Annotated in this window: 16 protein-coding genes and 1 pseudogene; 14 read left to right on the forward strand and 3 right to left on the reverse strand. The window is 68.2% G+C overall.

Annotation, left to right across the window (positions count from 1 at the left end):
- Positions 1–18: 18 nt before the first annotated feature.
- The 5 genes from CP976_RS42310 (at position 19) to CP976_RS42330 (ending at position 4,398) form a co-directional block, all read left to right on the forward strand.
- Positions 19–648 (forward strand): RNA polymerase sigma factor, encoded by a 630-nt coding sequence (locus CP976_RS42310; RefSeq protein ID WP_150485094.1) that lies wholly within the window; start codon positions 19–21, stop codon positions 646–648.
- The gene (locus CP976_RS42315; protein WP_190147057.1) at positions 645–1,643 is read left to right on the forward strand and encodes a CU044_5270 family protein; all 999 of its coding nucleotides are present in this window, start codon (positions 645–647) and stop codon (positions 1,641–1,643) included. Before CP976_RS42310 ends, CP976_RS42315 begins: the two co-directional genes overlap by 4 nt.
- 66 nt (positions 1,644–1,709) lie before the next feature.
- Complete coding sequence (locus CP976_RS42320) at positions 1,710–2,009, forward strand: peptidase inhibitor family I36 protein (protein WP_150485095.1); 300 nt, start codon at positions 1,710–1,712, stop codon at positions 2,007–2,009.
- A gap of 451 nt (positions 2,010–2,460) precedes the next feature.
- The gene (locus CP976_RS42325; RefSeq protein ID WP_150485096.1) at positions 2,461–2,979 is read left to right on the forward strand and encodes a hypothetical protein; all 519 of its coding nucleotides are present in this window, start codon (positions 2,461–2,463) and stop codon (positions 2,977–2,979) included.
- Between the two features lie 3 nt (positions 2,980–2,982).
- Positions 2,983–4,398 carry a hypothetical protein gene (locus CP976_RS42330; protein WP_150485097.1) on the forward strand — a complete coding sequence of 472 codons (1,416 nt, stop codon included), beginning with the start codon at positions 2,983–2,985 and terminating at the stop codon, positions 4,396–4,398.
- Positions 4,399–4,678: 280 nt separating this feature from the next.
- Here CP976_RS42330 and CP976_RS42335 read toward each other — a convergent pair whose 3' ends face one another.
- The gene (locus CP976_RS42335) at positions 4,679–4,927 is read right to left on the reverse strand and encodes a hypothetical protein (RefSeq protein ID WP_150485098.1); all 249 of its coding nucleotides are present in this window, start codon (positions 4,925–4,927) and stop codon (positions 4,679–4,681) included.
- Positions 4,928–4,990: 63 nt separating this feature from the next.
- On the opposite strand from CP976_RS42335, the gene CP976_RS44220 reads away from it, so the two are divergent.
- Positions 4,991–5,806 (forward strand): helix-turn-helix domain-containing protein, encoded by an 816-nt coding sequence (locus CP976_RS44220; protein WP_229876579.1) that lies wholly within the window; start codon positions 4,991–4,993, stop codon positions 5,804–5,806.
- A gap of 217 nt (positions 5,807–6,023) precedes the next feature.
- Positions 6,024–6,997: pseudogene (locus CP976_RS42345) on the forward strand (IS5 family transposase).
- On the opposite strand, the gene CP976_RS42350 reads toward CP976_RS42345, so the two are convergent.
- On the reverse strand, positions 6,994–7,308 hold the full coding sequence (locus CP976_RS42350; RefSeq protein ID WP_150485099.1) for a DUF1330 domain-containing protein: 315 nt from the start codon (positions 7,306–7,308) through the stop codon (positions 6,994–6,996). The pseudogene CP976_RS42345 and the gene CP976_RS42350 sit on opposite strands and share 4 nt — an antisense overlap.
- A 177-nt stretch (positions 7,309–7,485) precedes the next feature.
- On the opposite strand from CP976_RS42350, the gene CP976_RS42355 reads away from it, so the two are divergent.
- The 5 genes from CP976_RS42355 to CP976_RS42375 all read left to right on the forward strand — a co-directional run bounded on the left by CP976_RS42355 (position 7,486) and on the right by CP976_RS42375 (position 10,833).
- Complete coding sequence (locus CP976_RS42355) at positions 7,486–7,866, forward strand: VOC family protein (RefSeq protein WP_150485100.1); 381 nt, start codon at positions 7,486–7,488, stop codon at positions 7,864–7,866.
- Between the two features lie 105 nt (positions 7,867–7,971).
- Positions 7,972–8,682, forward strand: coding sequence for a 2-phosphosulfolactate phosphatase (locus tag CP976_RS42360; protein WP_167537521.1), 711 nt, complete (start codon positions 7,972–7,974; stop codon positions 8,680–8,682).
- 360 nt (positions 8,683–9,042) lie between these two features.
- Positions 9,043–9,336, forward strand: a complete 294-nt coding sequence (locus tag CP976_RS42365) for an MFS transporter (protein WP_341874651.1) — start codon at positions 9,043–9,045, stop codon at positions 9,334–9,336.
- A gap of 115 nt (positions 9,337–9,451) precedes the next feature.
- The gene (locus tag CP976_RS42370) at positions 9,452–10,066 is read left to right on the forward strand and encodes an HAD family hydrolase (RefSeq protein ID WP_150485102.1); all 615 of its coding nucleotides are present in this window, start codon (positions 9,452–9,454) and stop codon (positions 10,064–10,066) included.
- 290 nt (positions 10,067–10,356) lie between these two features.
- Positions 10,357–10,833 (forward strand): hypothetical protein, encoded by a 477-nt coding sequence (locus CP976_RS42375; protein ID WP_150485103.1) that lies wholly within the window; start codon positions 10,357–10,359, stop codon positions 10,831–10,833.
- Between the two features lie 36 nt (positions 10,834–10,869).
- On the opposite strand, the gene CP976_RS42380 is transcribed toward CP976_RS42375, so the two are convergent.
- A complete protein-coding gene (locus CP976_RS42380; protein ID WP_150485104.1) occupies positions 10,870–11,883 on the reverse strand; it encodes a helix-turn-helix transcriptional regulator in 1,014 nt (337 codons plus the stop codon).
- A 102-nt stretch (positions 11,884–11,985) separates the two neighbouring features.
- On the opposite strand from CP976_RS42380, the gene CP976_RS42385 reads away from it, so the two are divergent.
- Both CP976_RS42385 and CP976_RS42390 read left to right on the forward strand, forming a co-directional pair.
- Positions 11,986–12,693, forward strand: coding sequence for an SDR family NAD(P)-dependent oxidoreductase (locus CP976_RS42385; protein WP_150485105.1), 708 nt, complete (start codon positions 11,986–11,988; stop codon positions 12,691–12,693).
- Positions 12,694–12,742: 49 nt separating this feature from the next.
- Complete coding sequence (locus tag CP976_RS42390) at positions 12,743–13,342, forward strand: DsbA family oxidoreductase (protein WP_150485106.1); 600 nt, start codon at positions 12,743–12,745, stop codon at positions 13,340–13,342.
- Positions 13,343–13,508 lie beyond the last annotated feature (166 nt).

Genomic DNA, 13,508 nt, shown 5'->3' on the forward strand with positions numbered 1-13,508 from the left:
GTTGCTGTGGACTTCCTAATGCATGAACGGGTCCGGTCTGGCGATCGGACGGCGTTCGCCGAGATTTTCGACGAGCATGCGCGTGTCGTCTATGCCCACGCGATCCGGACGACGGGTGACTGGGCCCTCGCCGAGGACGTCATGTCACTCACCTTTCTGGAGGCCTGGCGGCTGCGCGACAAGCTGCGCGAGGAAGTCAGAAGCGTGCGGGCATGGCTTTTGGGCATCGCGACCAACGTGATGCGAAACATCGCCCGGGCGGCACGTCGGCATCGGGAGGCGATGTCCCGTCTACCACCGCCGGAAGCGTTGCCTGACTTTTCGGACGAGGTGGTCGGCCAGATGGCCAACGCTCAGCGGCTGGCCGCCGCAGCCCGAGCGTTGCAACGTCTGAAGCGAACCGAACGCGAGGCCTTCACCTTGGTCGTCTGGTCCGATCTGGGGTACGCCGCGGCCGCTCAGGCGTTGGGAATTCCTGTGGGCACGGTACGTTCCCGGCTCTCACGAGCGAGAGAGAAGCTGCGCCGGCTCGTCGAGGAGGAGCTTGTATCAGATCCGCATGGTGTGGAACTGCGGACCGGCAGCGGACACATATCGCAGAGCGGGGAGGCCTCAGCCGGCCCTTCCCACAGGAGGAGTGCACGATGAGTTTGGAGCAGGAAAAGCTCGAGCGTGAGCAGGCGAGTCGGATGCTGCCTCCGGCTCCCTATCCGGAGCCGGCACCAGGACGAGTGGAAGCCCGCCGTGAGCACTTCTTGAGCGAGGTCGACCGGCAAGCGCGATCCCGCTCTCCCCGTCTGGCGCTGCGGTCGAGAGGGCGCTGGGGGCTGGTGCTGGGAGCGGCAGTGGCCGCTGGAGCGGCCGTCGTCGTTCTTACTCTCGACTTCGGCTCCCCTGGCGCTCGGCCTGACGTGCCACCGGCTTCGGCAGCGTCGGTCGAATTGCTGGAGAGAGCGGCTCTGGCCGCCGCTACGACGCCGCAGACGAAGGTGCGCGCCGGGCAGTACTCGTACGTGAAGACGGTCGGCCACACATCGGTGCTGTCAGAGACCAAGTCCGGCGAGACGGAACTCCTGCGCCAAAACGAGGCCATGGAGCAGTGGACCTCGGTGGACGGCAATGAACAGACTCTGCAGCGCAAAGAAGGCAAGGACAAACTGCTGCCGGGCACTCCGGGCCGAGGCAATCTGAACTCACCGACCTACAACTTCCTGGCTGCCCTGCCGACCGACCCCGGCGCTCTGCTGAAGCGGATCCGCGACGACGCTCAGAAGAATCACGGAGCCGGTTCCGACTCCACGACGGGACCGGACCAGGAAGCCTTCGTCACGATCGGCGACCTGCTGCGCAACGGAGTGACTCCCCCCGAGACCACTGCGGCCCTCTACCGCGCCGCTGCCCTCATTCCCGGAGTCGACGTCGTCCCCGACGCCGTCGACGCGACAGGCCGAAACGGGGTCGCCGTCGCCCGAACACACGACGGCGAACGCACTGAGTGGATCTTCGACAAGAGCACGGCCCGACTGCTGGGTGAGCGCACAGTCCTCATGGAGGACAACGCCTGGGGCAAGGCCGGCACCGTCGTCACCTCCGTCGCCGTCACCAACAGCGGCATCGTCGACGAGGCCGGACAAACCCCGTAGAGGACTGAAGGACTCCGCAACACCGCGAAATACCCCGATGACGGCGAGCATGCTGAGTTCAGTCCCATGGCTTCTAAGGACTGCCTTGCCGGTTGGGTCTGTCTGTGGGAGCACGCGGACTACAAGGGACGTCGGCTCCAGTGGTCCGCCAAGGGGACCAAGCAGCTCGGGGACTGGGACTTCCGGGACAAGGCCAGCTCCGGCTGCGTGGCCCGCATTCAGGGCGGCGTGTTGGCCTACGACGCCCGAACGGGCCTGCCCGACCCGTACATGGCCCTGGGAGCCGGCTACTGCTACAACTTCTCCACCGCCGACTACCCGACCGGTGGCACCTTCAACGACAAGGTCGACTACATCGAAATGTGACCGCCGGAGCGACGTCGCCTCGCGCCCACACGCCTGCTTGAAGGTGTCGGAGAGGTAAGCGTCGCGCTGCTCCCAGTGCGGCCCGCACTGCCGCTCGGGACCGCGGCGATCAGTCCAGCCCCTTGGCCGACCGTGCCACCCGGGGCCGACCTTCCGGTGGGCGCGCGGGCAGTCCTCGCCGATGCCGCGTCGTCACTTTCGAGTTGACCACCGCAGTCTCTCAGCCCCCTGGAAGCCGATTCGGTCCACCCCCTTGAGCCTTACAACCCACTACTGGAGTAGGTAGTTGAGAGTTCACGGATTAGCTCGTACTGGGATCGCGGGCCTTGCGGCCACCGCGGTCCTGACCGGGCTCGTACAAGTCGCGCCGGCGTTCGCCGACTCCAGCCCTCCGGGCCAGAAGTCGTCTCCGAAGCCCTCCGGCGGTCCGTCGTCCGAGCCGCCGACGCGTGTGCCGGATCCCGGCAAGCGGCTCGGGAAGAGCTGGAAGACCTCGGCGGACCGGGCCGTGACCACCGCGGCGGACAGCGGCGGCTTCAAGGTCCTGGTGGCGGACAGTAAGGACGCCTACCAGTGGCGGACTGTTGCCACGTTGGCGGAGCCCGGCATGCCGGCGGACTCGTGGATCGGTAACTCCTGCGTCATGGACCGTGACCACGCTGCGGTCGTGTATGCGCCGCGTACGTTCACGAACAAGCCGGATCTGATGCAGTGCGGGGCGTTCACCGCAGTCGTCGACCTGAAGTCCGGCCGCGTGACGAAACTGCCCTTCACCGGCTCGCTGGCCTACTTCGACCCGTCGTGCAACCCCGAGACCCGGACGGCCGCGTTCACCGCGTTCCGCGACCACAAGACCCGGCTCGTCACGGTCAATACCAGCGGCAAGACGACCACCGATACCACCGTCACTGGCCAGGTGACCTCGGCCGTCCCGACGAAGGACGGGCTCGTCGCCGCACACGGCCGTTAGCTGGTGCGCGTCGATCCGGCGGACGGGAAGCTCCAGAGACTGGCTGCCGCGGACGGTGTGCCGTTCGACATCCGCCCCACCCGCACGGGAATCGCCTTCCTCGACCGCATCGGCAGCACGGCCCGTGCCAAGCTGTGGAAGGGCCGGGGCACGCCGTCGCTGCTCGCGTCGGGGAAGCTCGGAGACCTGGCCCTTGAACAGGGCGCCGGTGGCAGGGCGTTCCTCACCGGGGACACGACGGACGCGAAGCTCGCGGGCACTGCGGTGGCGCGCCTGGACGTTCCGTCGGATTCGGATGTGTCCAGCCAGGGCCGACTGGCCGTCGACCCCGTGCTCATGCCCGGCGTGCGTGCGGGTCTGGACCGGATCGGGAACGCGGGCAAGGGTTTCACCAAGGCCGAACCCTCGCCCCGGGCGCGCACGTCCCAGGACCCCACGGACGGGGATCCCGCTGCGCCGACCATCACCAGTGTCGCGACGGCAACCGGTGAGAAGATCACCCAGACGGTTGCCGACACGACCAGCGGCACGGGGAAGGAGTCCTTCTCTCCGGCCCTGCGCGCAGCCGGGAAGAGCGGGCGGACACCCGAGAAAAGCGGGCGGGCTGCACAGGCGGCGGCCGACCCGCATAATCCGGTCGACACGGACCGGTGGTGCTCCATCCCCCGTAACGACATCAAGCAACTCGCGCTGCAGCCCACTCCGAACCAGGTCGAGTGGGCCGTCAACATGGCGATCCGCGGCGAGCTGCGCGCCAAGTGGATCAGGCAGGGCGGCTGGCGCTCAGGCCTGGGCACCGTCGACCCGCAGGGACTGTTCCCGGCCCCGACGCTGAAGGGGAAGGCCGGCGCGCGTATCCCCGCGCAGGTGCTGCTGGGCGTACTCGCCCAGGAGTCGAACCTGTGGCAGGCCGAAGGCGGCGCCATCCCGGGCCAGATGGGCAACCCGCAGGCGGCGATCGCCGGGTTCTACGGGCACAAGGGGGAGACCTCCGAGGCGTACTGGAGGATCAACTGGCACCAGTCGGACTGCGGTTACGGTGTCGGCCAGGTCACCGACGGCATGCGTCTCGCCGGCCTCGAGAAGCCCGGCGAGACGTCCCTGTCTCCGGCGAAGCAGAAGGCCGTGGCCCTGGACTACGCGGTCAACATCGCCGCGTCGATGTACATCCTCGCGGACAAGCGGAACCAGGTGCACACCGCGGGGCAGACGATCACCGTCAACAGATTCGGGGTGCCATCCGGGCGGACAGTGGCGACAAACCCCAGCCCCTGCGCCGCCACCAGGCGGCGAATGTCGTTGTCCAGCATCGCTGTCGAGCTACCTCCGTGCCGAGACCATCTGTGGTTCACGTCCCTCCGGGCCGAGAAGACCCGCAGCCGTCGGCTGACTTCGTTCATCTCCAGCAACAGCGTTTGATGGCGTGTTCCGGAGACAGTTGGTGATCTAGAGGCTCGTAAATGTTGAGGCGAAATAACGGCGCTGTCGTCGGAACACAGGTGCTCGTTATCGGCTGCGTGCTCGGTGTCGGCGCACGACTGTGACTCCCCAGCCGCGTGCAGGTGAACCTCCCCAGGTGCTGGTACGCGTTCGCGAGCGGACTTCGGAAGGTCACGAGATCGTCTGCAGCGGGCGGGCTGGCTCAGGAATCCGACTCGTCCCTGCCCGACTCGGCTCGCGGCCCGAAACGTCTCGTGCATCAGGCCGCCGATCTGGCCACGGCGACCGCCCAGGCGATGTACAGGACGTTCACGACCAGCCGAGCCACCACACCGGCCGGCCGTTCCAGCAGCCTGGGCCGGTCCGGCCGCGCGCGTCGCAGCGCGTCCACGTGGGAGACCAGGTAACAGGTGATCAGGACGGCGGCGGCCCAGCCCCCGGCCGGTCTGCTGCAAGGAATCAGCACCAGTGCACCCACCATGACCTCCGCCGACCCGCTGACGGCCACGAGGAGCCGTTCTCGGCGGAGCCAAGCGGGTACCAGTCTGCGGAAGTAGCCAGGGACCAGGAAATGCAGGATTCCCGTGACGACCAGGAACAACGCCAAGGCGACGGCAGCGATAGCGTGCATGGCACGATGATCCGCTCACCTCGTGCTTGGGCACTTGAACAAAACGATCGCCGCATCGTCTTCGCCTCCGACACCGAAGCGACGATGTTCGCCGAATCCCGACCGTTCCGCGTCGCCCAACACCGGCTGCCCGCGTGGAAAGCGGTGCTGCCGATCGGCGGCCACGCCGAACTCCGGCAGCCCGGACGGCCCTTGGTCGCGGCGTTCGGGCTGATCGTTCCGCCCCAGTTGGCCCACACCTGTGCGGCGACCTCGCCCTACATCGCCCTGTTCATCGACTCCTGGCTGCTGCCCTCCTACCCGGAGCCGATACGGCTCGATGCCGGCGAGATCCGCCGCCTGCTCGCTGCGCTCGGCAGCACCGATTCCGACGGCCCCGACGCCGGTGTGGACCTGACCGCCGGATACACCGAGCTGCGGACACTCGCCGGGTGCCCATCCCCACTCGATCCGAGAGTCGCCCACGCTGTCGACCTGTGCGCGTCGCGCGATCCGGACATGCCCATCACCTCCATCGCCACCGAGGTCGGCCTGTCGGCCGTGCGGCTGCGCGCCCTGGTCCGCAAGGACGTGGGCATTACGCTTACCCGCCTGCGCCGATGGGGTCGGCTTCGCACCGCGATCGCCGACCTGCCGGATTCGACCGCCGCCTTGGCCGCAGCCACCGCAGGCTTCGCCGACCAGGCCCACCTCACCCGTACCGCGCGGGACTTCATCGGGCGTACGCCTGCCTCTCTGCGACGCGCTGAAGCGTAGGGCGCGCCCTTGCCCGCCCGATGTGCCCCGCCCTCTGAGACCGGCGAGCCCCGGCCCTCCCTGATGTACTCGACCGCCTTCAGGACCGGGGACGTATGGCTGTACCTGACTGGCCGCGTTCAGGTGTACGCCGACACGGGGCCTGCAGCCGGAATCCCTACTAAGACTTGTCCGGGCGATCATGTGACCGCTTCGTGGCTGGGTCGTTGAGGTGGGCATGGGGCGGGGTGATCTGACAGATGCGGAGTGGGACCGGCTACAGCCGTTTCTGCCGGTCAGCAATGGCCCTTGTGGCAGGTGGCGGGACCACCGCCAGGTAATCGACGGGATCCTGCAGCGGGTGCGAACCGGTGTTCAATGGCGGGATCTGCCGGAGCGGTTCGGACCGTGGAAGACGGTCTATGAGCGCCACCGGCTGTGGTCGGCCGACGGCACCTGGGAACGCCTGCTGCAGCAAGTGCAGGCTACGGCCGATGCTTCGGGGGAGATCGACTGGGAGATCGCGGTGGACTCCACCATCGTGCGCGCTCATCAGCACGCGGCGGGCGCCCGCACCGATCCGCCGGCAGCTCTCACGCCAAAGGGGGCTCAGACAGCGGAACACCAGGGCGGAACGTCGTGGCAGAGCCTGCTCGCCCACTTGGTGGGGGTGGTGAGGACGGTGAGGGACTGGGCCGCTCGCGTGGCGGGCTCACCAACAAGCTCCACCTCAGCGCGGACGGCCGCTGCCGTCCGCTGTCCCTGATCGTCACCGGCGGGCAACGGGCAACGGGCAACGGGCAGCGGGCAGCGGGCAGCGGGCAGTTCCATGGCGTGCTGGAGAATATCCGCATCCCGCGGGTCGGTCAGGGCAGGCCGCGTAAGAAGCCCGACAGCCTGGCGGCCGACAAGGCATACAGCAATGGGCCGTGCCGTGAGTACCTGCGGCGCCGGGGCATCCGGCATACCATCCCGGAGAAGAGCGACAGTCAGGCCGCCCGCCTGCGCAGAGGATCACACGGCGGACGGCCACCAGGATTCGACGAACAGCGGTATAAGAAAGGCAACACCGTCGAACGGGCGATCAACAGGCTGAAGCAGTCCCGGGCCGTAGCTACTCGATACGACAAACGCGGCTACGTTTTTCTGGGCACCGCCACCGCAGCAGCCCTGATCATCTGGCTCCGCACACGATTGCGCGACAATTCCTAGCCCGGGAGGGAGAAGCCCTCGGGCGGCGCGCCCTCGACGAACAGCATCCCCACGTGGACCTTGCCCTCTCGTATCTCCCGGGCCCGCTGGTACTCGGGGGAGTCGTACCACTCCCGGATCCGGTCCATATCGGGAAACTCGATGACCACGAGCCGGGACGAGTCCCAGGTGCCTTCGACGGGCTTGGGAGTGGGGCCCGAGATCAGGTAACGGCCGCCGTGGCTGAGGATGGACTTCTGGGCCACGTGTGCGTAGGCCAGACCAGCCTCCTCGTCGAGCAGATCGACGTTGACGATGACGTAAGCGGGCATGGGCGTCCCCGTTTCCTTTGGACACGGCGTGTACTTCGGTCACGCCGGAGACTACGCTTCGCTCGCTGAGGCGGTGCAGACCGCCAGTAACGCCGTGAGGATCTGCGGCGACATCGAGTGTCGGTCACCGGCTGGGTGAGGCATGGAGGTGTCGGGACATGCCTTCGGAGGCATTCCTTGTCAGTCGAGTTGAACCACACGATCGTCCATGCCCGGGACAACCGGGAGTCCGCAGAATTCTTCGCGAGCCTGCTCAGCCTTGAGATCACCGCCGAGTGGGGCCCGTTCATCGCGGTCGACCTGAGCAACGGCGTCACGCTGGACTTCGCCACGATCCCTGCGGACCGGATCACTCCCCAGCACTACGCCTTCTTGGTCTCCGAGGAGGAGTTCGACGCAGCGTACGCACAGATCAGCCAGCGCGGCATCGAGCACTACGCCGATCCCCACGGGAAGCAGCCCGGCGCGATCAACCACAACGACGGTGGCCGCGGCGTGTACTTCATGGACCCGGCGGGCCACGCCATGGAACTCATCACCGTGCCGTACGACGTCTGAACCTCGTAGGGCCGCACGCCGGCGCGACGTGCGGCCCTGCTGACCGACCGGCTCAGCCAACAATGTGGCTTGTGGACAGCTTCAGCGGGCTGCAACCATCCCGGCATGGACTCTCGAGTAGTCGGAATACCCGACGTGGACGGCACCGAACAGGTGGCGGTTGTAATCGATGTGATGCGGGCGTTCACCACCGCCGCATGGGCCTTCCACCGCGGGGCAGACAAGATCGTCCTCGCTGCCGACGAGGGCGAGGCACTGGCGATCAAGGCGTGTCACCCGGGCTGGCTTGCGCTCAAGGATGGGGCACCGGTCAGCGGGTTCAACCTCGTCAACTCCCCTGGCCTGATCCAGGAGGCCGACCTGGCCGGCCGCACCGTGATTCAAAAGACCACTGCGGGAACGGTTGGGGCCCTGGCGGTCGTCGAGGCCAAATTAGCGCTATGCGCCAGTTTCGTCGTCGCCGACGCGACGGCCCGGGCCCTGGCCGATGCTGGCGCCGACTCAGTGACGTTCGTGGCCACCGGCGAGGACGGCCGTGCCGCCGAGGATCTGGCCTGCGCCGAGTACCTGGATCGGCTCCTGACCGAGGACCGTCTCGACCCCGGCCCCTATCTGCACCGAGCCCGCACCTCCCCAGCCGCGGACGACCTGCGCAACGGGCGACGCCTCGGTGCTCACCCCAGTGATGTGGAGTTGTGCTTGGAGGTCGACCGGTTCGACTTCGCCATGCAGGTCGGGCTCGACGAAGGGATGGCGGTGCTGCGGCCGCTCCGGACTCGACCAGAAGCGGTGTCCGCTGTACACCGCGCACGGTAATGAATGAGCCGTTCCCGCCTCATGCTGACGCAAGGTGGAGGGTGAAAACGGCCTTGACAATGTCGGTACGAGCTCAACAGGCCGACGACACCATCGTCGTCGACCACGAGGACTCACTCGATACCCAGACCGGCCGGGAACGCGACATCCTGCGCCAGGACCGGAAGCGGCGACTATTCCTGACGCGCGATCACGGGTGTTCCTCGGTAGGGCCGCTGTGCCGTTCCAACCGAAGAACCACCTGGTACTGGCTGATGATCGGCGGACTCGTCGTCATGGCGCTCACCGCCGTGGGCAATCACCACCGCCGAACTCCTCGGCCACCAAGGAGCCGCCACCGCCCTGCTGCTGTGCCTCTTCATCACCACCGGCGCCGTCGGCCCGGCGGCGGTGTTCTGGGTCTACCTCGCCGAGATCTACCCCTCCCAGGCCCGGGGCGCGTTGATAGCCACAGCGGCCCACTGGGCGGCGGACTTCGTGGTGGCCACGACGTTCCTCCCGCTGCTCCAGCACCTGACCCTGGCCGGATCGTTCGCGCTGGACGCCGCGATCACCGGGGCGTCGGCACTGGCACTGGCCCGGTACATGCCCGAGACACGGGGTAAGCCACTCGTGGTCGCGGCGCGGCCCACGCCCGCCAGCTTCACGCAGTGACTGCCGACCGATCGCGGACCGACCGCGCGCCCCCAGCCCGAGCATCCGCGCCCCTGCGTCACGGACACCGGCGCAGACCCTGACCCCTTACACCTCCCGGATCCAGAAGGCACTCATGCACCCCGACCTCGCCCCCCGCAACGCCAGTTGTCTGCTCTTCGACTGGGACGGCACCCTGGTCGACAGTCAGTACGCCAACTACCGCGCCATGGCCGCCGTCCTTTCCCCCCAAGGTGTGGAACTCCCACAGGAATGGTTCGACGCACGCACCGGAACCTCGTCCGCGGAGATGATCCGCACCCTGGCCGGCGAGCGTTCCCTGCGGCTGACTCGCCCCGTGGAAGAACTTGTCGCCGACCGCGACCGGATCTTCCTCGAACAGGCCCACACCGTACGACCGCACCCGGAGGTGCTTCGGGTCGTCGAGGCCATGCACGGCCGGATCCCCATGGCGGTGGCATCCGGTGGAGCCCGTCACGTCATCGAGGCAACCCTGCGCCACCAGCCGTTCAGCGACCACTTCGACGCCCTCGTGACCCGTGACGACGTCGACCGCGGAAAGCCCGCACCTGACATCTTCCTGCGCGCGGCCGAGCTGCTCGGGGCCCGCCCCTCGCGATGCACCGTCTACGAGGACAGTGACGAGGGCGTCGAAGCGGCCCACACGGCGGGCATGACCGTCATCGACGTACGCCCCTACACCGGCATCCGCCCCCGGTCTGGCACGTAATCACAAGTCGCTCCACGCACCAGGCCCGCCCCCAGCCGGCGGCACTCACACTTATTCTCGTCCTCGGTGGCGGGCTCGATGCTGAGGATGTGCTCGTACATCCACTGCTGCACGGAGGTGAGTTTGTCCCAGCCCAGCTGGACCGACCTGACCCACCGTCCCAGATGCAGGGCCTCCGAGCCGCCAGCACGGAGGCACCACCGGCCTCTACCTGGCAGGCTCCAACAAGGGAACCGACTACTCGATCATCCGCGTCAAGCCCAACTGGTAGTGAGGGGAAGATGATGCGTATGAAGAAACGGGTCATCCTGCTGTGCGGCGGCGTACTCGTCGTGGCCGGGATCGCCGCAGTGTGGTGGAACTGGTTCCGGGCGCCCTATGCCCTGGCCGATTCGCCCAGGGTCGACGTGACGGTGCGCGCGGAGAAGTCCGTGTACCCCGACGTAGAGGAGACGGCCGAGGACGTCGACATCCTCGTCCGGATCTATGTGCAACGGCTCAAAGACGGCGACGCCAAGGGACTCGCCGAGCTCGCCGGGCCCGCCTACAAGCAGCCCGGAGCGGCCGCAGCCAAGTATGTACGCGAGTACGGCAAAGCAGCGGGCGGGCACGTCGAGGTCACTGTGCTGGAGGGGTCCGTCGACTACTTCAACCCGCTGACGGTGGCGTACGAGGAGACCGGTCAGCGGCAGGAACTGCTGGTAGTCAAGGACGCCGGACACTGGTGGATCGGCCTCGGGGACGGCGATCCAGCGGCCGGCAACTAGCGGCAGCCTCACCCGGCGGCGGCCGCGTTTCAGCAATCAGGGCATTTCGTCGGTTGGCCATGCGAAGTGTGCAGTATTCGCCGGGTGGGCGGGTGTGGGGGTTCGATCGTGGTGGGGCGGGCTCGGGCTGGCTGAATGGTGAGAGTAGGTGGGCGGGGTGACGCCGTGCCGGGGGTGGGATGGTTCTGTCATCTGCTGGGTGCCGATGACGTCGAGCAGTCCGAGACGGCTGGCGGTGTCGCTGCCCGGCGGGGCGGTGAGGATGACGATGCGCAGGTCGCCGCCGGGTTCGGTGAGGATGTCGCAGTCGAGGTGAAGTGGCCCGACCTCGGGATGGTGGATGGTCTTGGTGTGCAGCATGTGGCCGCTCACCTCGTGGGCCTCCCACAGGGTGGCGAAGCGTGGGCTCGTGCTGCGCAGGCCTGTGACGAGGCGGCGCAGGACCGGGTCCGTGGGGTAGCGGGTGGACGCGGACCGCAGGTCGAAGACCATGGCGGTTTCGAAGCGGGCCTGCTGCGCTGGGGTGTGGCGCACCGGGCCGGGCGGGCCGGTGAAGTGCTGCCAGACCAGGTTGCGGTCCCGGTCCGTCAGTGGGAACGGGTCGCCCAGTAGTGCGGCGTGCAGCCGGTTGAAGGCGATAAGGGTCCAGGCCGCGTCGTACACGCCGACGGGTGTGCCCGGCATCTGGTCGAGCAGCCGCTGCACCCCCGGCGTGAGCCGGTCCGGCAGTCGGCCGTCCGTGGGCTCGGGCTGCCCGGCCAGCGCGAACAGGTGGGCACGCTCGGCTTCCGACAGGCGAAGCGCCCGCGCCAGAGCGCCGAGCACCTGGGCGGAGGGGGATGTCGCCCGGCCCTGCTCCAGGCGGATCACATACTCGGCGGATATCCCCGCCAGCAGGGCCAGTTCCTCGCGGCGCAGCCCGGGCGTCCGGCGGCTTCGCCCCGCCGGCAGCCCGACCGCGGTAGGAGGTACGCGATCGCGCCACCGGCGCAGTGCCTTTCCCAGATCGCTGCCCCGCCGGGAAGTTCCGTTGTCGCCCTGTGCGCTCATGGCCCCAGTATCGGCGTCCCGCTCCACGCCGTCCTGGTACCGGCGTTACCAGGAACAGCAGTGATCTGTCCGGCCGACCGCCGGGCGGCGAGGCTGCCGGACATGACGACGACCCTCATCACAGGGGCCAACAAGGGCCTGGGACTGCAGACCGCCCGCCGCCTGACGCGGGCGGGGCACACCGTGTATCTGGGTGCCCGTGACGCCCGCCGTGGCGCTCGGGCCGCCCGGGCGGTCGGCGCCCGCCCGTTGCTCCTCGACGTCGCCGACGACGACTCCGTCGCGACGGCCGTCGAACAGGTCCGCGAGCACACCGGGCACCTCGACGTTCTGGTCAACAACGCGGGCGTGGCCGGCCCCATGCGGACGGCCGACGAGGTCACTGCCGCGGACATGCTCGCGGTCTACGACACCAACGTCTTCGGTGCCGTGCGCGTCACCCAGGCCTTCCTGCCCCTGCTGCACCGGAGTGCGTCGCCGGTCGTGGTCAACGTCAGCAGCGGCCTGGGCTCGTTGGCCGTGGCGGCCGACCCGGCCGCCCACGCCTCGCTCGTCCCGCTCTGGATCTCCTCGCTGCCCTACAACTCCTCCAAGGCCGCCCTGAACATGGTCACGGTGCTGTACGCGCGTGCCCTGCCGCGCATGCGGATCAACGCCGTCGACCCGGGCCACACCGCCACCGACCTCAACGGCCACACCGGCGCCAAGAGCGTCGAGCAGGGCGCCGACATTATCGTCCGCATGGCTTCGATCGGCCCCGACGGACCGACCGGCGGCTATTACACGGCCGACGGCCCCATGCCCTGGTGACACCCGAGCCGCCGAATACCACCCGCACCGCACCGACAGGAGTCCGTTCATGCACCGTCCGCGCCGCGTCGAGGCCGTCATCGACTTCGTTTGCGTCCACTGCTACCTCGGCTTCACCCGCTACCTCCGGGCCGTCATCCGCCACCGCGCGGACGGTGGCACCGTCGAAACCGTATTGCGTCCTGTCCAGCTCCGTCCCCAGGCATCACCCGTCGGTGAACCGCTGGTCGAGGTCTGGGCGCGCGAGCGCGGCGCGGCCGTTGCTGCCCGGCTCGCCGCCGACACCTCGTTCGGCGCCGACGACGGCCTCGAACTCAATTTCCGCCGTGCGGTGTTCACCAACACCTTCGACGCGCACCGACTCGCCGCGCAGGCATCCGCGCAAGGCAAGGGCGAAGAGATGGCCGAGCGACTGTTTCGCGCGTACTTCGCCGACGGCCTGAACATCGCGGACACCACGGTGCTCGACCGGCTCGCCGCGGAGACGGGCGTCATGGCCACCAGCGGCGGGGCGGAAGCACTACAGGCCGAACTCGCCCGCGTCCGCGCACTCGACCTGCCGGTCCCGCCGGTATTGCTCCTCGCTGGCGGCCCTGTCTTGTCCGGGGAGATACGAGAGCACGACGTCCTCGCCGCACTGGGCGAGTGACACCATGCCTCGCCCCGGTCTCACGCGAAGCAGCAGGCGTGACAGCGCAGGCAAGTTACGGAATCGGCCTGTTTCAGAAGGGAGACCAGCATGAGGGGCGACGACCTGGTCGGCGCCGGCCAGGTCGCCCAGCAGATCAGCCTCGACACGGCACGCGAGGACCGGC

It is taken from the genome of Streptomyces coeruleorubidus (assembly GCF_008705135.1).
In the GTDB taxonomy this organism is placed as follows: domain Bacteria; phylum Actinomycetota; class Actinomycetes; order Streptomycetales; family Streptomycetaceae; genus Streptomyces; species Streptomyces coeruleofuscus.